The sequence below is a fragment of the Priestia abyssalis genome, from assembly GCF_002019595.1.
Taxonomy (GTDB): domain Bacteria; phylum Bacillota; class Bacilli; order Bacillales; family Bacillaceae_H; genus Bacillus_BA; species Bacillus_BA abyssalis.
This window is the reverse complement of record NZ_KV917369.1, coordinates 2258156-2276280: the sequence shown is the minus strand read 5'-3', so window position 1 is coordinate 2276280 and position 18125 is coordinate 2258156. Positions and strand designations below refer to the sequence as shown.

The following is an 18125-nucleotide window of genomic DNA, read 5'->3' as shown; positions in this document are numbered from 1 at the left end:
CCTTTCAAATTGGTTGGTTTTTATTATCATCCAATTGGTTGTGTACATCATACCATTTCAAATCCATAATGAAAACAAATAATGGGAATGGGGGAAATTTTCATGACACCAATGTATTGGGCTGTTTTAATGATTTTAAGTCTTATTTGGGGTGGATCCTTTTATTTCATTAAAGTGTTACTGAATGCATTTGAACCATGGACCATCACTTTTTTCCGCTGTCTATTTGGCCTGGTGACGATTATTATCATAATGATGATATTGAAAATTCCATTCAAAGCTGGAAAATTCCCGTTAAAATCGATGATAGCCGTCAGTCTGTTCAATACGGCCATCCCTTGGATGTTCATCGCTTACAGCGAACAGCAGATTTCCTCAGGTCTTGCCTCCATTTTGAATGCGACTACCCCCATTTGGACCATTTTAGTGGGACTGATTTTCTTTAAAGCCGCAACGACAAAGCAGCAATGGATCGGCATTTTAGTTGCATTCATTGGTTTGATTATCCTGTTGAACGTTGATACAGGTTCTATGATGGAAGGGAATCTCCAAGCTTTCGGAGCGATGATGCTGGCAGCCATCAGCTATGCGTTTGCTTCACAAATCTCAAAACATGGTTTAGGTGATTTATCTGTGTATCACATTGCGCTTGGAACATTATTAGGTGGAATGATGGGGAGCGGCATCATGGCCTTTTTGTTTGAAGAGGTATCTGTTTTACCTCTTGCGAATAAAGAGATTTTACGTTCTTTAATCGGTATTGGGGTATTTGGTTCCGGAATTGCCAACATCTTATTCTATTACTTAATTAAACACGGAAAACCTGAAACGGCCGAAATGGTCACATACTTAATTCCAGCCAGTGCCCTCATATGGGGAGCATTACTTCTGGACGAACATATTACAGTTCGATTAATAACTGGCCTATTATTCATTCTGGCAGGGATTTTGGTCTCTGAAAGTAAGCTATCTTTAAAAAAGCAAAAAACAGCTGAAGAACTGCAACAATAACAAGAAGTCTTCCATAGTGATGGAAGACTTCTTGTTATTGTTAATGATTATTCTTTTTATTTCATAAAGATAGCAACTTAAATACCTGCTGCAGTAAAACAAGGATCATTAAAGTAAACCACTTCTGAAAGAATCTTAGAACCCTTGATTCCCTTGAAAGCTTCTCTCGCTTCCGTCTCCGTATCAAATTCAAACATTTGAATACGTTCCTTTTCATGAACAGTGATTACCCACATGCATAAATCCTCCTTAATAAAATAGTTTTCACTCTTTTCTCCCAATACATTGTAGCCAGTTGATGAAATCCATTAAGATAGTTTTTCTAATAAGGATGATTATAGCATGTCAGTTACACTTTAGTTACAAGAACCTCTCGACATTTTCCTCACAAATGTGACATACAAATTATGTTTGACAATCCAATTGTGACATACTATTATAGTGTTAAAGATTTAAAAAAAACGTTTACACCTTAAAAATTATGAATCTTCTACATTCAAAAAGAAGGGAGCCTTACTAATGGGAACTATCATTTGCCAAAACTGCAGCAAAACAATCGATCAATTTGAACATGAAAAGGTGTCTACTTTATATGGGCAATGCACTTGCTGTGACAAAGAAAAAGAAAAGGGCTCCAAATAATTATAATATGAATCTATATTGTGACATACTATTATAGTGTTAAAGAATAAAAAAGCACTTACATTTTAAAAATTGTGAATCTTTTACATTTAAAAAGAAGGGAGCCTTACTAATGGGAACTATCATTTGCCAAAACTGCAGCGAAACAATCGATCAATTCGAAACAGAAAAGGTGTCTACTTTATACGGTCAATGTAATTGCTGCAATCAAGAAAAAGAAAAAGGCTCCAAATAATGAACATATGAATCTATTATGACAAAGAGGATGGCGCATAAGGGAAAACTACCCTTTGAGCCATCCTCTTATTCATTTAATACCAGCGGGTTTTCGTATAAGTTTGATGAAAATGTTTTTGTATCCCTCTTCCCAATATGTGGAACGATATGATTGCAAACAACAAAAAACATAATGGAATAAGGAGCATGTATTTCTCACCCCAATATAAGTACGGGCGTGCCTGTCCAATTAAACCGGCCTACTCTTTTGTAATCGAAATATATAGTTTGAAATCCGGCTGATAAAAAGTCTTCCCGATGTTTTTGCATGCAGCGTGCCTCGAAAAAGGTCTTTTTTCGAGACACGCTGATAACAATGACAAGTCGCTTTTACCCTTGATGAGGGCGAGATTTTTCCGTTTGTTTCGCTTGTTTGCTTGCCGGGTTGGCAGCAAACTCGCTTGCAAATTCAGTAATGGCTTTTGGACTTTGCGCCCCGGCTTTTGTTTTACGGTTACGTTTTGTCATGATAAAACCCTCCATGCTGAAGTCATTGTAGGATGGCCTACATGGTTAATATGCCCGGCTTGTTTTTGTCTGTTACATGGTTAAAATCTCCTCTTGTCGACTTATTATCAAAATTTTTATTTTTCTTTTAGAACATAGTTTAATTAATAATATGGAGATTAAGTTCTAAAATGTAGTGAATGTAATGACAAACACAAAGAAGTCAGCCATTTCATTAGCTAACTTCTTTTTATCTTAAACAACCGTGTGCTTTGCGCTGGAAGAATACAGCTTCAATATCCCATTCCCCTGCTCGTTTCGATTGTATTCAACCGGTACCGTTCTTTTGATCAAAGCGTCATATAGCTCGGGTTCCGTCATCTTTTTTCCTGTCGTTTTTTCGTATTGGCCGAGCAAAAGAGCTGCTGCGCCGGACACATGGGGTGTAGCCATCGAAGTACCTGACAACTTGGCATATTCTCCGTTCAAATAGGTCGAGAGGATGTCTTCTCCTGGTGCAACCAAATCCACTTCATGATTAGAGTTGCTAAAAGGAGAAATTTCCCCTTGTAAATTCACTGACCCGACTTGTACTACTTCTGGATAGGAACCTGGATATTCATATTCGTTTGTTCCATGTTCTCCGTCCCCTGCATTCCCTGCCGCACAAACAACAAGGACATTTTGCCGGACCGCTTTTTGAACAGCTCTATGAAGCCTTTTGTCATCGACACTGCTGCCAAGCGACATGGAAATGATCCGAACTTGCTCTTGATTTGGACCGCGCCAGCAAACGGCATACTCGATTGCGGCCGTTACCGCTTCAAGCGTGCCTGCTCCTGTACCCGTTAACACTTTCAAGACAAGAAGCTTTACTTTCGGTGCCACCCCGATGACACCTTGATTATTTTCGATCGCTCCAATCGTTCCGCATACATGAGTACCATGTCCATTGTTATCCGAAAAATTATCGATATCTCCATCATAATCTGTCGTAAAATTACAGCCGCCTATGATTTGAGATTTGAAATCCGGATGATGAACATCACAGCCTGTATCGATGACGGCTACCACCACCCCGTCACCTCTGCCCCCTTGTTCCCAAATCATCGGCGCTTCGATGAATTGCACACCTTGTGGTATTTCTATCGTCTGCCTCACTAAAGCTTGTACCTTGTACGGAATTAAATGAACGTTACCCATCTGCCATTCCCCTTCCTTCATTAAAAATGACATATATTCCGCCTTTACCCTTTTCACGAAAATGTCATAAAGCAACGGCAAATAACGGTATCTTTTAGTGAGAACTCGATTATAATAGACGTATAGTATAGAAATATGTCGGCGTTTTCATTACAGGAAACGTCTTTTTCTTTTTGGCTTTTTCTTGATTTCTTTTATATTTTTAACTCCTATTGTGATGGTCGTAAAGATGGTGGCGGTTAAAGCAAACAATTGCAACAACTGTTCAAGCCACCCCAGCACACTATCTCCTCCTTTCTATACAAAAAGGTCCTATTCAGTTATGCGCAAAAACTGGATAGGACCTTTACTCGCTCTGTAAAAAGTATTATAGGATAAATTTGGAATATATGTCTTGAATTGATTGTAGCATGTCCAATATATGGATACAAGCCTTTATAATAAGAATGGGAAAAAGGATGTGTATTTCTCATTTCATTCAAAACTATTTTCCTGGCATAATTATAATTATACGAAAAAGGTACTTAGATGGAACAGTCTCATGAACGTTTTATAGTGAAACGCACGATATGATTCCCGTTCATCGATGGCCCCATTCCTACAGTTCCGGAAAATACAAAATGTTAATTCCGTATGTTTTCGACACATTTTTCCCATTCCCGTCAAATAGGGGTTCGATAATATGTTTCATGTTTAAAAGCAGACTTTAACCACTACATTAATTATTTAGAACATATATTAATTAAATCAATTAGTCTTCTCTTCTAGAAATTATAGGTTTTTAAAAGACGGTCCAGCTGTTTTCCAATAAAAAATGCATGTGCATCAAATCAGCACATGCATTTTTCGGTCCGCCTTGAAATCGTTGATTATTGGGCCGTTTCTTCTGCTACATTCACTTTCCCACTCTTCGCCATATCTTCAACATCCACATTCGCCAGCTGATCCAAAAACTCTACCTGAAAGCTGCCTGGTCCAAGATCTGCCGTTTTTTCCGCTGCCTTTTCCGCTGCCACCCCATAATAGACGAGGGCCGATACTGCAGCAGCCATCAAATCGACGGAAACAGCAGCAAAAGCACCAATGACAGATGTTAACAAACAACCCGTTCCGGTCACTTTCGTTAAAATAGGATGGCCATTTTGAATGAGTACAGTATTGCCTCCAGTGGAAACGATATCTTCTTTTCCTGTTATCACGACAAGGCAGTCAAGCTGTTTTGCGGCTTTTTTCGCTAATTCGATTATATCTCCCGCTCCTTCTCCTGCATCTACGCCTTTTACTTGCCATTCTTCTCCAATAACATTGGCGATTTCACCTGCATTTCCACGTAAAATAGAAATGTTGACTTCCTTTAAAAGCTTTCGCGCTGTTTGTGTACGATACAGCGTTGCCCCTGCACCAACAGGATCTAGCACAACTGGAACACCGTGTTCATTTGCTGATTGTCCCGCGATGATCATTGCTTCTACTTCTGTTTCATTTAAAGTCCCGATATTTAACACAAGTGCACCGGCGATTTTTGCCATATCCGCCACCTCTTCCTTCGCATAGGCCATGACCGGAGATGCACCAAGTGCCAGCAAACCATTCGCTGTAAAATTCGTGACGACCAAATTCGTAATATTATGTACGAGCGGATTTTTTTCTCTTACTTCTTTTAATAACTGCTCATATAACTTGTTTTCCATTTAAATTTCCCCCTTTAAATAAAAAAAGCCACTCCAACTGGAGCGACTTTAAATGAAGTATTTAAAACCTGCTCCACTTTCCTCCGCTGGCATCACCCAGATCAGGTTCAAAGGGTCCGGAATTTTATACTTCCGTCTCAGCCTTACGGCTCCCCTAGTGGTATTATGGTTATTCATTTTCTTTTACTATACTATGAATTCTGTAAAGTGACAATGTCGTTATGAATGCAAAATCAACACTAATTCCGTCTATTTTTGATAACCTTTGTCGCCTTGCAGGAAAAAAGAGGAAGTCATGCGGAATAAAAATCATTAACAAATTATTCATTGATGCTGAAGGGGTGGAGCGTTTAATGGTGCAAACGAATACAGTAGGAAAATTAGCTAAAAAATTGAAAGTAGAAAAGCGGATGATTTTACAATGGGAGGAAGAATTTCGCGATTTCCTTGAAGTGAAGCGTGGCGCCAATAACACGCGCATTTTTTCGGAAAATGATGTGCAGCTGTTACGTGAAATTAAACAATTGACACTCCAAAATATGGAGAGTAATAAAATAAAAGAACATCTGCTTCAAAAAACAGCTCCTGTCGAACCAGAGACACCCGCTACAGAACAATCGCTGACCGCTCCAAGCAAACACGTTGAAAATGTCGAAGCAGAACTGGTTCAGGTTATTCAGAACTATAAAGATGTATTTGAGGCACTTGAGAGTTTTAAGCAAGATTTACTTCAAGAAGTGCGGGAGGGAATACGAAATGAAGTACGGGCAGAAGTGTTACAAGAAGTGAAACGGGAGATTTCAAAAGGCGTCCAGCAAACAGCGGAAACCGTTGAAACCTTTGCCTCTTTTATGACACAATCCTCTGAACAAACGGCAAAAGAATTGCATCAAATTGCAAAAGGGAACGAGCAAACCGTAAAAACCGTCGAAAACGTTGCTTCTGCCGTTAAAAAGTCATCCGCCCAAACAGCGAAAGAACTAAGCCAACTGGCAAAAGGGAGCGAACAAACCGTGAAAACGGTTGAAAGCGTTGCTTCCGCCATCAAAAAATCATCCGAACAAACCGTGAAAGAGCTGAACCAACTTTCAAAAGAAGCAGAACATACTACTAAAACCGTCGAAGAGTTCACATCTTTCATGATTAGATCATCCGAACAAACAACAAACGAACTTCAAGAAATTTCAAAAGACACCCAGCAAACATTTGAGACGATAGATGTGTTATCCTCCTTTTTGGCCAAATCGTCCGAACAGACAGCCAAAGGCATCCATCAAATTTCAAATCGACTCAATCAAAATCATTCGACCGCTTCGAGTGAAATTAAAGAATTGCTCGAAACGATGAATCAGGAAAGAGACTACTATTTGAAAACACTTGAACAAGAACGCCAATTTTATCGCCAGGATATTACAGAGCGTGAAACGATTTTTCGAGATTTTGTCCAAACGTTCCGTGAGGCAGCCGCTGCCGAACAACCGAAACAAAAGAAATGGTGGAAATCTTGGCTTTAATCATCACTAAGAAAAGAGATGCTGTCTCATAAGACTATAATAAATTACAAGAACTGATTTTTACTGAAAGGCCCTGTTACGAAATCCTTAATTTTGCTGTATTTTTATAACTGGACCTTTTAGGGGGATGTGCCAAAAGGATTGCTTTTTGCCCTTTTGGCACATCCTTTTTCATTTATTTAACGATTTACAAAACGGCTGAAATGACCATTACTTCATTAAAGCGGAATAACCGACTTCATCGGAATCAGCCTTTCTTCTTTGAAGTGTTCCGTGTTCGTCCACAAATTCATTTTCGATATTTTTAAGAGTTCTTTCAAAAATATCCATAAAATCATGCCCATATATATGACGGACAACACTCATCAGTTCTATCATATCAGGAAACCTTCCATATACCTTTTTTAATGGCAGCGCTCCGTTAAATACGGTATTTTGTATTGGAGCGTAGTCCTGGAAAATTTCTAAAAGTAATTCTTCCCCTTTTTCTGTTAACTGAATATATGTGTTTCTCCTATCATTTTCTTTTTTGGAGAACCGTAAGTACCCTTGCTTCTCTAATTTTCGCGAGAAATTAAAGGCTGTTGATATGTGCATGACTGCGAATTTCGCAATCTCCGAAATGGAAGCCCCCTTTAACTGATAGGCAGTCAATAAAATATGATGTTCATTAATTGTTAGGTTATACGGCTTGATCCATTGCTCCCAATCTTTTTCAATCGATCTCCAAAGTGCTTTACTTAAATACATAACCTTTTGATTAAATAATAATGCTTCTTTTGCTGTGTATTCCCCCAACATCCTTTCCATATGATTCCCCCGCCTTCAACTATTAAATTATTATCTCTATTATTAAATTATTATCTCTATTATGCCAATAAAATTACTATTAATAAAGGTATAAATATAAAAAAAAATAAATAAATTTTCAAAACACCTATAAAAACATACGAATTAAAATATTATTTTCTACTAAACAAATTATCCTACTGTTTTTTAATTTACCTTTAATTATTTCATTTTTATTCTATTTTTGAAAAGTTATTTATAAAAATACATTGTATGTTTCTTTTTGTCAGAAAATTTATATACATACATTTATGTATACTTTATACATTTTTTAGTTAACATAACAAACTATATAGATCGATTTAAGTTTTTAACCTCATCTTGGCTGTGATTCCTCTTTAGGATTTTGGGGCCTCTGCATCTTGAATAGGCTCTCAAAGGTTCTCGTATAAGCGGCTGACAAGAGCCCTTAATGTCGCTTGGCAGCCGCTTATGCGTAAATAATATGACATGGGCGCTTTTTGCCCATGTTAAATTATTTATGTGGATTTATCTATTATAGTTGAGTACGCTTGTATAAATTATCTTAGATTTGCAAAGTTTAATTAACGCTAAGTTTCATTTCAAATACTTACCAACATTTATACTTAGGGGGTTATTATTTATGACACAACAAAATCAACAACTACAACAATCCATTCAAGCGGCTCAACAAGCTATCCAACAAGCTCAAGCAAATACAACTCCACAACAACTTCAATATGCACAACAACAACTTCAATACGCGCAGCAAGAGCTTCAACGCGCTCAACAACAAGCAGGAGCTCAAGCTCAAGCTGCTGCTCAACAACAGCAACAATTACAACAAGCTCAACAACAGCTTCAGCAGGCCCAACATCAAGTTCAGCAAGCCCAAGCCACAACTCAAGTACAACAAAACAACTTTCAATAAACGAAACTTCCATCAGTGGACGCTTACTCCCATAAAAATAAAGTGTTGTGTTCATTTACATCATGTTTAGCTTCCCCTTACTGCGGGATAAACACAAGGAGCGGCTTGTGCGTAAAGAATATGGCATGGGCGCTTTTCACCCATGCCATATTCTTTACGTCGTTTTAAATACTGTATACAGTAAATGTTCAAGCATATCTTTTAGTTTCACGAATGCATAATCAACATGAAGGCGCTCCGTTTGTTGATGGGCGTCTCGTCCAACCGGACCAAAATTCAATACGGGTACATCAAACTTTTTCAGCTCTTCAAATGGAATGCTGTAGGTAATATCCCAAACCGGTACATTTCCGGTATAAGCAGCAATTCCGCTTAACTCTTCTTTTAATCCAACATAGCTTAAATCTGAAATGCCGTTAAAATATTGAAGAGATGTAAAGGATATTTCGTGTGTACGCTCGGCATAATTCGTCATTTCCTTCGTCAGCCCCTGAATGATTGGATAATGGCTTGTTTCCACTGCCGGATAAAAAGGAGGAGCGAAAAATAAGACAATCATCGGCCCCAGCTCATTGCACAATACCGCATATTCATCAACTAGTTGAATGGAAAGCTCCCTGTTCCCTAATTCTCCTTTTCTCATCCAAACTCTCCCTTCCAGCGCCTGGACATGTTCCTTTCCAAATGTTGAAATCGCATAGTTTCTCAACTGATCAAATGTATATACGCTCACGCTGACTTTTTTGCTGATATCCTCTTTTCCGTGCAATTGTGCATATTGCTCTGCCCGTAGAGCGTAAAATTCTTCAATTTTTCTGGCAGCCGTGCCCGCTGTCTCCAATAACATGTCTACCGTTTTTTCAACAGAGCGTTCCATTAGCAGCAAGTTATATAAACTTACCGACCTGTGAGGAATTTGGACAGAGTAGTCTGTTTTTAAATCTCTTTGAAACTGGGCTGTCGGCGGTGGACTTTCCTGTGATGGAGCCATTTCACAGAAGCTCGTGTTCAACTCCATTTCCATTGCCACCATTGCACTCATTAAAGTTGCATTCAATCCCGAAAACGGCTCTCCTACATGTGTTTCTTGGCCATAGCACAAAAAACCTGGTAAAAGCTTTCCAATCGATCCCGTATACATATAATGATTTTCATCTCCCGGATAAAGGGAAAAGATTGGTTCGGAGTTCAGTACAAGTTCATATTCCAAATCATATGTTTCAGCCATTTTCACTAAAGCCGGCACCGCCGCACGCATTCCGACTGAATTAACTTCTTCATCCGGTACAGTTAATAATAGAAGGTTTCCGTCAAATTGCCCCGAGCACGCTCGCTCTATAAGCGACATATGAACCGTCAAACCGCATTTCATATCCATCGTTCCCCGTCCGAACAGCCATTCACCTGACTCCAAATCAGCCTGAACGCGGGGATCATACTCGTCTTTCCGCTGTTTCATCAATTCCGTTAAAGCTTTTGGATTAAAAGCATATTCCTTTAACGGTCCGTAATCTTCGACATCCACCACATCAAAATGGCTAATGAGAATAACCGTCTTTTTTACATTTTCTTTTTTATGCAGCGCAGTGACAAAAAAGCGTCCATCCTCCGTCGGATGAAGCTGCAGCATATCGGGGTTCTGCTTAAAATAATCGAGCTGCCCCAACTTCTCCTTTACTTTTTGGGCTATATCAATTTCTTCATGCGTGCCTGTGATGCTTTTCACTTCCACTAGCTCGCACAACAGGTCCACTAACTGCTCTTTTGTCTGCATGATAGGTTGTGTCATAGAAAATCTCCTTTCACCACATGAGATGTTTCAATGAATTGCTCCATGCGGTTCAGCCCTTCTCGTAGAACAGAAACGGAATACGCATAGGAAAGACGCACATAGCCTTCACCATAGATTGAAAAAGCACTTCCCGGTACGACGGCAACCCCTCCCTTTGACAGCAGTTCAAAGGCGAAATCATAGGACTTCCTGCCAAGAGATTGAATGGATGGAAAAATATAAAAAGCCCCCTCCGGTTTAACTACATCGAGTCCCATCTGTAAAAGGCGGTGCTCAACATAATCACGGCGTGCCATGTATTGTTCGTTCATCATCGCCGGATCAAGGCGTCCGTTCGTTAACGCTTCTATAGCTGCATATTGACTCATGGTCGGAGCACAGACTGTATTATATAAATGCACCTTGACCATTTCTTCTGTGATATCACTAGGGGCAAACGTAAAACCAATGCGCCATCCTGTCATCGAATGGGATTTGGACAATCCATTGATAATAATCGTCTTTTCTCTCATCCCTGGAAACGAGGCAATCGAAACATGCTTCTTTCCATAAATGTTTTCGCTGTAGATTTCATCTGACACAACGAACACATCTTTTGATTGCAAAAACCAGGCCAGCTCCCGGAGTTCTTGTTCCGGCATGACAACCCCTGTCGGATTGGAAGGAAAGTTCATGACCACACACTTTGTTTTAGCGGTCCAATTCTCCTTTAACAAATCGACCGAAAGTTTGAAATCATGTTTTGTCGTATCCATGTAAACGGTTTTTCCCCCGCACAATTCAATGAGCGGTTCATATCCAGGATAGATAGGAGCTGGAATAAGAACTTCATCTCCTTCTTGCAAAATGGTTCGAAAAGCTGCATCCAGTGCCTCACTCGCTCCGACCGTCACCAACACTTCCTTTTCGGGATCGTATTCCAATCCGTATGTATCACCAATGAAGTCGCTGGCTGCTTTTCGCAGCTCCAACAAGCCGGCATTATGGGTATAAGCTGTATGATTTTGTGAAATGGCTTTTGTGCCTGCTTGTTTGACATGTTCAGGCGTTGGGAAATCCGGCTGTCCGATGGTTAAATTCACTGCACTTGGATATTGGCTGACTAGATTAGAAAACTGGCGAATGCCAGGAACTTGCAACTTTCTTACTCTCGGATTCAATAACTCTTTCATTTTTAATCGTCTCGCTCTCTCTTTAGTTTTAATCATTCTTAAAGCCGGTTTGACCTTTTAACAGGATTGGCTCATTGTCTATGACGAACGCCACAGGCAATGAGCCAATCAATATCAAACGACTATTTTGTAAAGCCAGGCAGCCATGTAGACAGCTCCGGTACGTACGTAATAACAAGTAAAGAAAAAATCATTACGAGTAAGAATGGAATGATGCCTACTATAATTCGTTCAAGCGGAATCTTACTGACGCTGGAAGCCACGAATAAGTTGACTCCAAGCGGCGGTGTAATAAATCCGATCGCAAGGTTGGCTACTAAAATCACTCCAAAGTGAACCGGATCTACACCTACTGCCGTCACAATCGGCAGCAAGATTGGCGCCAGTACGACTAGGGCTGAAATCGTATCGATAAACATACCCACCACAAGCAATAAAATATTGATGACAAGTAAAATCACAAATTTATTGTCCGATAAAGAGGTAATGAATTCAGCAATGCTTGCAGGAATCTGTTCCAATGTCATGATGTACGCAAATGAAATAGACAAGCCAATGATAATCATCGTGGAAGCGTTAATGAGCACCGCTTCGACCAAACTGTTGTATATATCTTTCCACGTCAATTCTTTATAAACGAACACTCCGATGACCGTCGCATAAACAACCGCCACAACCGCTGCTTCTGTCGGTGAGAATACACCTCCGTAAATGCCGCCTAAAATGATAACCGGAATCAAAAGCGCCCATTTCGCATCATACGTCGCTTTGGCCACATCTTTGAAACGGAATCTTTCAGTGGTCGCTGCCGTATAATTATTCTTTTTCGCTATAAAAAACGATACGACCATTAATAAAAAGCCAATTAACAGCCCCGGAATAATCCCGGCCAAAAACATGCTTCCTACAGAAACACCCGCTACAACCCCATATAAAACAAATGGAATACTCGGCGGAATGATAACTCCGATCGAACCGGCCGCTGCCGAAACCGCACCGGCAAAACCTTCTCCGTAATTTTTCGCTTTCATGGCTGGAATCATGAAAGAGCCAATGGCTGCTACCGTCGCGGGACCCGATCCCGAAATAGCCGCAAAGAACATACATGATACAACGGTTACCATTGCCAAGCCGCCCATCATCCAACCAACAAGAGCTGTTGCTAAGTTCAACAGCCTTTTTGACACCCCGCCTTTTCCCATTAAAATACCGGCCAGCATAAAGAATGGGATAGCCATTAATGGAAAGGAATCCAGTGACGTAAATGCTTTTTGGGTAATAATATTAAGGGGAAGCGTTGTAAAATAATAAATCGTAAAAAGTGCTGAAACGCCTAATGCAATCGCTATCGGCACCCCAAGCAGCAAACAGAGAAAAAGTGTTCCGAATAAAGCTGCAACTGTCATGTTTATGCCCCCTTGCTGATGGCTGAATCAATTGTATTAGGTGTTTTCCAGATGATCACAACCTGCTGAATCAGACGAATAGACATACCGATACCGCCTAATGGAATGGCCGCAAACGGCAGCCACATTGGCAGCTGCATGGCCGGTGAAGTTTGTCCATTTTGGAAACTCATTAGTACAAGGTCTGTTCCATAAATGGCTAAAAAAATCGATAACACAAACCAAATAGCGATAGAAAGAGTATCCATAATCTTTCGGCCTAATTGATTGAATAAATTTCGAAATGCTTCGATGCGAATATGTTCCCCTTTTTTCACTGCGAAGCTCGCTCCCACCCAAACTTGCCAAACGTGGATATAGCGGGCCAGTTCTTCTGTCCAACTTGGTGCAGCCCCAAATATATATCTTCCGATGATCTGCATGAAAATCAATAGTACCATCGCGACTAAAGTGAAAACTAAAAATACTTCTTCTGCCTTTTCATCGACTATCTTTGCTGCTTTCATCGTCGTTGTCCCTCCTTTAAAAACGTTTCACTTTATACAGGCAGCTTGATGCGGCTTTCAATCAATGAAATCCCATCAACTGCCTGTGAAATGAGATGGTGTAAATCCTTACTCGTTTGCTTTTTTAGCCATCTCGATTAAGTCTTCTCCGATTTCAGATGCATATTTATCGTAGATAGGAAGGGCCGCTTGGCGGAATGCTTCCTTTTGTTCAGGTGTTAATTCGTTGACTTCCATGCCGTTTTTCTTTAATTCATTTAAAAACTTCGCATCTTGCTCTGCGGACAACTGACGCTGGTACTCGCGAAACTCGATACTTGCTTCATCCATTATTTTCTTTAAGTCATCCGGAAGAGAATTATAGAAATCGAGATTCGTTAAAAACATCGTAGATGCATACACATGGCCGCTTAGCGTCAAGTATTTTTGAACTTCATAAAATTTATTCGTGTAGTATAAGGAAACAGGACATTCCATGGCATCAAACGTATTTTGCTGCAAAGCTGTGTACAGTTCTCCAAAAGCGAACGGCGAAGCATTCGCGCCAAATGCATTGAATGTATCGGTATGTACAGGAGTTTCCAGCGTTCTCATCTTTAATCCTTTTAAATCAGCAGGCTGTGTAATAGGCTGCTTGTTATTGGACATGTGACGGAATCCATTTTCTGCAAAAACAAGTCCTTTGAATCCATTTCCTTCTAAATCTTTCAACAGCTCCTGACCAAGCTCTCCATCAAGTGCTTTAAAGGCGCTTTCTCTTGAATTGAACAAAAACGGCAAATCTAGTACCATAAACTTTTTATTGAATCCTGAAAGAGCTGCGACTGCTGGAATCGTCGCTTCGACATTTCCTAATTGAACAGCTTCAACCGCCTCACGATCAGATCCGTATAAAGATCCATTCGGATATAATTCCACTTTGATGCGGCCATCCGATTTCGTTTCGATCGTTTCTTTCATTTTTAAGGCTGCAACATGGGATGAATGTTCTTCAGGTACTAAGTGGGCGATACGCAATGTATAGGTTTCTTGCTTTTCTGCCTCTCCACCTTCGCTCTTTTCTGATAAAGCCCCTCTTTTCCCGCATGCCGTCATTGCCAGCAGCAAGACACATGCTGTTATCACCATCATCCATTTTTTCATTCTATTTCCTCCTTTATTTGATAGAGCTTAACTCTCTCCTCCACTTGTGTAATATGATGAATCATTCTTTCTTTAGCCGCTTCCTGATTTCTCTCTTTCAATGCTTCTAAGATGGAAAGATGTTCAGAGTAAGCTTCATGAGCACTGGACTCAAGTGATCCTGACAAAATGAGAAACCGGCGATTCAAATTGGTATTCAGCTGCTCAATGAATTCACCAAGTTTGTGATTTTCACTGCCTTTTGTCAGCAGCAAATGAAATTCCATATCTTTGTCAATAAAAGCATAAAGGTTTTTCTCTTGGATAGCTTGAAGCTGTTCTAGGAGGTTATGTTCCAGTTCACGAATGGTATCCGATGAAATATTTGCTGCGAGTTTCCAAACGTTGTGGGGTTCAAGAAGTTGTCTTAATTCCAAAAAGTTTTCATGATCATGCTCTGTAAAAGCGGCGACTCTCGCTTTTTTGCCTTTTTCTATCTCTAGCAGCCCTTCATATGCGAGGCGATTCATCGCTTCCCTAATCGGGGTGCGGCTAATTCCGAGGATAGAAGCGATATGTTCCTCCGCCAGCTGTTCGTGTGGTGAAAACGTTCCTTGAATGATTGCTTTTTTTATAGATCGATAAGCTTGGTTAGCGAGTGTATCAGGTTGTTTCAATTTTCGAAGCAAATCAAGCACCTCCTGTTCTGTATGTATATACTATATTCTGTATACAGTAGATTATAGAAGAGATTACATATAATGTAAACAATATTCTAAATATTTAATATATTAGAACGACAGATAGAGTAAATCCATGGCCATCCACTTAAGTCTAGACACTTCGACATGGTGAAAGAACGACCATATCGAAGTGTCTAGATGGAATCTATCTCTTATTCGTTTGCTTTTTTCGCTTGCTCCACTAAGTCTTCCCCGATTTCCGGCACGAACTTATCATAGATTGGTTGAGCAGCTTCACGGAATTTTGCTTTTTGCTCTGGTGTCAATTCATTGATTTGCATGCCTTTTTCTTTTAAACCTTCCAAGAACTCAGCATCTTGCTCAGCAGATAGTTTACGCTGATCATCGCGGAACTGTACAGATGCTTCATCCAATACCTTTTGTAAATCTTCAGGGAGAGAATTATAGAAGTCTAAGTTGGCTAATAAAATAGTTGCAGAATATACATGCCCTGTTAAAGTCAAATATTTTTGCACTTCATAAAACTTGTTTGTTTCATAGATCGAGATTGGGCAATCCATTGCATCAAATGTATTTTGTTGCAGCGCTGTGTATAATTCACCAAAAGCGAATGGCGATGCATTTGCACCGAATGCATTGAACGTTTCTGTATGAAGCGGATTTTCCAATGTACGCATTTTTAATCCCTTCATATCTTCCGGTTTTGTAATTGGTCCTCTATTATTGGAAACATGACGGTAGCCGTTTTCAGCAAATGTTAATCCTTTAAAACCATTGCTTTCTAAATCCTTCATCAAACCTTGTCCAAGCTCGCCATCCATCGCTTTGAAGGCATTTTCTCTTGTATCGAATAAGAATGGCAAGTCAAACACCATAAACTTTTTATTGAATCCAACGACTGCCGGTGCTGCCGGAATAGTTGCTTCGACATTCCCTAATTGAACAGCTTCGATTGCTTCACGGTCTGATGCAAATAGGGTAGCATTGGGATATAGTTGTACTTCAATGCGCCCGTTTGAATTTTTCTCTACAGTTTCTTTAAATTTTTCCGCTGCAATATGGGTCGATTGCTGCTCAGGCGGCAAATAAGCAATCCGCATTGTATATGTATCTCCTTCTTCTTTAGAACCTCCATTTGATGCGGCGTCTCTCTTTCCGCAAGCTGTTGCCAGCATCAACATACAGGTCACAAGGACCAGCAGCCACTTTTTCATCACATATTCCCCCTACTTTTTCTTTACGCTTTTCTCTCTTTGTCTGAACTCCATTTGATAACGCTTCCAAAATAAACTTATTTACTATATTTCCCATCTTGTCCATTTGGTTTTTCTATGACTGTTACTTCACCTCCGACGCATCCATCTTATAATTCTGTATGCATTATTTTGTATACAGTTGATTATATGTTATGGTAATATTTATGTAAATATAATTTTCTAAAAATTTTATATTTTTCGAAAGGTGGTCATTATGAATCTAGTAAACGATTTAATCTCATTACTTGGGAAAGAACAAGTCTCCACAAATGAAACAATCCTTCTGCAGCACAGCAAAGATGAGTCTCATCATGAGCCGGTTTTACCTGATGTCGTCGTGTTTCCAACATGTAAGGAAGATGTTCAGGCCCTTGTAAAATATGCCGATGAACAAAGCATTCCCGTCGTACCATTCGGGGTAGGATCCAGTCTTGAAGGACATTCCATCCCCATACATAAAGGTATTTCCATCGATTTTCAAAATATGAATAGAATCGTGGACATCCGTCCTCAAGATTTAATTGTGAAAGTTCAACCAGGTGTGACAAGGCTCCAGCTAAATCAGGAGTTGAAAAAACACGGATTATTTTTTCCGGTCGATCCAGGGGCAGATGCTACGATCGGCGGGATGGCGGCTACGAATGCCAGCGGCACGACATCGGTTCGATACGGGGTCATGCGTGATCAAGTGCTTGATTTAGAAGTGGTTCTAGCAGACGGACGAATCATTCATACAGGGAGCCTCGCAAAAAAATCATCATCCGGCTACCATTTAAACGGATTATTTGTCGGTTCAGAAGGAACGCTTGGAATTTTTACGGAAATTACATTAAAACTCCATGGAATCCCTGAATCCATTACAGCAGCGAGAGCTTGCTTTCCTGATGTGACCAGCTGTGTCGAAGGAGCGGTTTCCATTTTAACAGCGGGCATTCCCATTGCACGCATGGAATTGGTTGATGCCCGTTCAATTGCTCAAGTAAACGGTTACAGCGGAACCGATTATCCTGTTCTCCCTTCTTTGTTCTTAGAGTTTCACGGAAATGAAGCAGGTAATGAAGAGGATGCACAATTCGTAAGGGAATTGTTGAAGGAACATGGCTGCTCGGAATTTATATTCGAGTCTGATTCCAACAAGCGCGCGCTCTTATGGAAAGCCCGTCATGAACTTTCTTTTGCATTCCGTCACAGCGATCCGAAATTACAGGCGATGGGAACAGACGTATGTGTCCCTATCTCTACACTTCCAGATATTGTCGACTATACGAGAACGAGAATCGATTACTATGGATTGGATGGTGCCATCTTAGGGCATATCGGAGACGGGAATTTTCATACGCTCGTCATGTACGACCCGGAAAATGCCGAGCACCTTGAGCAAATAGACAAGTTAAATGAAGAAATCGTCAAATATGCCTTTCAGCTTGACGGCACCTGCACGGGTGAACACGGTGTGGGAATCGGAAAAATGAAGTACCAGCAAGAAGAGCACGGAGAGGCTCTCCAACTTATGGTGAATATGAAAAAAATGCTCGATCCAAACAACATTCTGAACCCTGGAAAACTTCTTCCTTCCGCTGCAGTTCAAGTTAAGTAAAAAACTCATAGTTTGAACGGTTTCAGTTGAAAGGAAAAAACGTTA

At 40.2% G+C, this 18125-nt stretch carries 19 protein-coding genes and 1 riboswitch; of the genes, 6 read left to right on the top strand and 13 right to left on the bottom strand.

Annotated elements, in window-relative coordinates:
- The first annotated feature begins 102 nt into the window (after nt 1–102).
- The gene (locus BK575_RS10535) at nt 103–1011 is read left to right on the top strand and encodes a DMT family transporter (protein ID WP_078410336.1); all 909 of its coding nucleotides are present in this window, start codon (nt 103–105) and stop codon (nt 1009–1011) included.
- Nucleotides 1012–1088: 77 nt separating this feature from the next.
- On the opposite strand, the gene BK575_RS28540 is transcribed toward BK575_RS10535, so the two are convergent.
- Complete coding sequence (locus tag BK575_RS28540; protein ID WP_169907722.1) at nt 1089–1247, bottom strand: hypothetical protein; 159 nt, start codon at nt 1245–1247, stop codon at nt 1089–1091.
- Between the two features lie 283 nt (nt 1248–1530).
- Here BK575_RS28540 and BK575_RS10530 point away from each other — a divergent pair, with 283 nt between their 5' ends.
- Both BK575_RS10530 and BK575_RS10525 read left to right on the top strand, forming a co-directional pair.
- The gene (locus BK575_RS10530) at nt 1531–1653 is read left to right on the top strand and encodes a GapA-binding peptide SR1P (RefSeq protein ID WP_078410335.1); all 123 of its coding nucleotides are present in this window, start codon (nt 1531–1533) and stop codon (nt 1651–1653) included.
- A gap of 112 nt (nt 1654–1765) precedes the next feature.
- Nucleotides 1766–1888, top strand: a complete 123-nt coding sequence (locus tag BK575_RS10525; protein WP_078410334.1) for a GapA-binding peptide SR1P — start codon at nt 1766–1768, stop codon at nt 1886–1888.
- Between the two features lie 371 nt (nt 1889–2259).
- On the opposite strand, the gene BK575_RS28535 is transcribed toward BK575_RS10525, so the two are convergent.
- From BK575_RS28535 to thiM, 4 genes are all read right to left on the bottom strand, one after another.
- Nucleotides 2260–2397, bottom strand: a complete 138-nt coding sequence (locus BK575_RS28535; protein ID WP_169907720.1) for a hypothetical protein — start codon at nt 2395–2397, stop codon at nt 2260–2262.
- A 234-nt stretch (nt 2398–2631) separates the two neighbouring features.
- Nucleotides 2632–3579, bottom strand: coding sequence for a S8 family peptidase (locus tag BK575_RS10520; RefSeq protein ID WP_078414739.1), 948 nt, complete (start codon nt 3577–3579; stop codon nt 2632–2634).
- Nucleotides 3580–3729: 150 nt separating this feature from the next.
- Nucleotides 3730–3861 (bottom strand): hypothetical protein, encoded by a 132-nt coding sequence (locus tag BK575_RS29335; RefSeq protein WP_268877714.1) that lies wholly within the window; start codon nt 3859–3861, stop codon nt 3730–3732.
- Between the two features lie 587 nt (nt 3862–4448).
- On the bottom strand, nt 4449–5270 hold the full coding sequence (gene thiM / locus BK575_RS10515) for a hydroxyethylthiazole kinase (protein ID WP_078410333.1): 822 nt from the start codon (nt 5268–5270) through the stop codon (nt 4449–4451).
- Between the two features lie 61 nt (nt 5271–5331).
- Nucleotides 5332–5436, bottom strand: a riboswitch (TPP riboswitch).
- Nucleotides 5437–5491: 55 nt separating this feature from the next.
- Here thiM and BK575_RS10510 point away from each other — a divergent pair.
- Nucleotides 5492–6784, top strand: a complete 1293-nt coding sequence (locus BK575_RS10510) for a MerR family transcriptional regulator (RefSeq protein WP_078410332.1) — start codon at nt 5492–5494, stop codon at nt 6782–6784.
- A 210-nt stretch (nt 6785–6994) separates the two neighbouring features.
- Here the strand turns inward: BK575_RS10510 and BK575_RS10505 are convergent, their stop codons facing one another.
- Complete coding sequence (locus BK575_RS10505; protein WP_078410331.1) at nt 6995–7594, bottom strand: HTH-type transcriptional regulator Hpr; 600 nt, start codon at nt 7592–7594, stop codon at nt 6995–6997.
- A gap of 643 nt (nt 7595–8237) precedes the next feature.
- Between BK575_RS10505 and BK575_RS10500 the strand changes: the two genes are divergently transcribed.
- On the top strand, nt 8238–8525 hold the full coding sequence (locus BK575_RS10500) for a hypothetical protein (protein ID WP_078410330.1): 288 nt from the start codon (nt 8238–8240) through the stop codon (nt 8523–8525).
- Nucleotides 8526–8679: 154 nt separating this feature from the next.
- Here the strand turns inward: BK575_RS10500 and BK575_RS10495 are convergent, their stop codons facing one another.
- The 7 genes from BK575_RS10495 to BK575_RS10465 all read right to left on the bottom strand — a co-directional run bounded on the left by BK575_RS10495 (nt 8680) and on the right by BK575_RS10465 (nt 16441).
- The gene (locus tag BK575_RS10495) at nt 8680–10314 is read right to left on the bottom strand and encodes a M20/M25/M40 family metallo-hydrolase (protein WP_235867361.1); all 1635 of its coding nucleotides are present in this window, start codon (nt 10312–10314) and stop codon (nt 8680–8682) included.
- Complete coding sequence (locus tag BK575_RS10490) at nt 10311–11489, bottom strand: aminotransferase A (protein ID WP_078410329.1); 1179 nt, start codon at nt 11487–11489, stop codon at nt 10311–10313. Before BK575_RS10490 ends, BK575_RS10495 begins: the two co-directional genes overlap by 4 nt.
- Nucleotides 11490–11611: 122 nt before the next feature.
- On the bottom strand, nt 11612–12895 hold the full coding sequence (locus BK575_RS10485) for a TRAP transporter large permease (RefSeq protein WP_078410328.1): 1284 nt from the start codon (nt 12893–12895) through the stop codon (nt 11612–11614).
- A 2-nt stretch (nt 12896–12897) separates the two neighbouring features.
- Complete coding sequence (locus tag BK575_RS10480; RefSeq protein ID WP_078410327.1) at nt 12898–13401, bottom strand: TRAP transporter small permease; 504 nt, start codon at nt 13399–13401, stop codon at nt 12898–12900.
- Between the two features lie 108 nt (nt 13402–13509).
- On the bottom strand, nt 13510–14544 hold the full coding sequence (locus tag BK575_RS10475) for a TRAP transporter substrate-binding protein (protein ID WP_078410326.1): 1035 nt from the start codon (nt 14542–14544) through the stop codon (nt 13510–13512).
- The gene (locus BK575_RS10470) at nt 14541–15212 is read right to left on the bottom strand and encodes a GntR family transcriptional regulator (RefSeq protein WP_139368014.1); all 672 of its coding nucleotides are present in this window, start codon (nt 15210–15212) and stop codon (nt 14541–14543) included. Before BK575_RS10470 ends, BK575_RS10475 begins: the two co-directional genes overlap by 4 nt.
- Before the next feature lie 206 nt (nt 15213–15418).
- A complete protein-coding gene (locus tag BK575_RS10465; RefSeq protein ID WP_078410324.1) occupies nt 15419–16441 on the bottom strand; it encodes a TRAP transporter substrate-binding protein in 1023 nt (340 codons plus the stop codon).
- Nucleotides 16442–16697: 256 nt separating this feature from the next.
- Between BK575_RS10465 and BK575_RS10460 the strand changes: the two genes are divergently transcribed.
- Complete coding sequence (locus BK575_RS10460) at nt 16698–18080, top strand: FAD-binding oxidoreductase (RefSeq protein ID WP_078410323.1); 1383 nt, start codon at nt 16698–16700, stop codon at nt 18078–18080.
- Nucleotides 18081–18125: the final 45 nt, after the last annotated feature.

Bases quoted from the DNA above. Each gene is read 5' to 3' on its own strand.
- BK575_RS10535 (WP_078410336.1), top strand. From the start codon at position 103: ATGACACCAATGTATTGGGCTGTTTTAATGATTTTAAGTCTTATTTGG.
- BK575_RS28540 (WP_169907722.1), bottom strand. From the start codon at position 1,247: ATGTGGGTAATCACTGTTCATGAAAAGGAACGTATTCAAATGTTTGAA.
- BK575_RS10530 (WP_078410335.1), top strand. From the start codon at position 1,531: ATGGGAACTATCATTTGCCAAAACTGCAGCAAAACAATCGATCAATTT.
- BK575_RS10525 (WP_078410334.1), top strand. From the start codon at position 1,766: ATGGGAACTATCATTTGCCAAAACTGCAGCGAAACAATCGATCAATTC.
- BK575_RS28535 (WP_169907720.1), bottom strand. From the start codon at position 2,397: ATGACAAAACGTAACCGTAAAACAAAAGCCGGGGCGCAAAGTCCAAAA.
- BK575_RS10520 (WP_078414739.1), bottom strand. From the start codon at position 3,579: ATGGGTAACGTTCATTTAATTCCGTACAAGGTACAAGCTTTAGTGAGG.
- thiM (WP_078410333.1), bottom strand. From the start codon at position 5,270: ATGGAAAACAAGTTATATGAGCAGTTATTAAAAGAAGTAAGAGAAAAA.
- BK575_RS10510 (WP_078410332.1), top strand. From the start codon at position 5,492: ATGAATGCAAAATCAACACTAATTCCGTCTATTTTTGATAACCTTTGT.
- BK575_RS10505 (WP_078410331.1), bottom strand. From the start codon at position 7,594: ATGGAAAGGATGTTGGGGGAATACACAGCAAAAGAAGCATTATTATTT.
- BK575_RS10500 (WP_078410330.1), top strand. From the start codon at position 8,238: ATGACACAACAAAATCAACAACTACAACAATCCATTCAAGCGGCTCAA.
- BK575_RS10495 (WP_235867361.1), bottom strand. From the start codon at position 10,314: ATGACACAACCTATCATGCAGACAAAAGAGCAGTTAGTGGACCTGTTG.
- BK575_RS10490 (WP_078410329.1), bottom strand. From the start codon at position 11,489: ATGAAAGAGTTATTGAATCCGAGAGTAAGAAAGTTGCAAGTTCCTGGC.
- BK575_RS10485 (WP_078410328.1), bottom strand. From the start codon at position 12,895: ATGACAGTTGCAGCTTTATTCGGAACACTTTTTCTCTGTTTGCTGCTT.
- BK575_RS10480 (WP_078410327.1), bottom strand. From the start codon at position 13,401: ATGAAAGCAGCAAAGATAGTCGATGAAAAGGCAGAAGAAGTATTTTTA.
- BK575_RS10475 (WP_078410326.1), bottom strand. From the start codon at position 14,544: ATGAAAAAATGGATGATGGTGATAACAGCATGTGTCTTGCTGCTGGCA.
- BK575_RS10465 (WP_078410324.1), bottom strand. From the start codon at position 16,441: ATGAAAAAGTGGCTGCTGGTCCTTGTGACCTGTATGTTGATGCTGGCA.
- BK575_RS10460 (WP_078410323.1), top strand. From the start codon at position 16,698: ATGAATCTAGTAAACGATTTAATCTCATTACTTGGGAAAGAACAAGTC.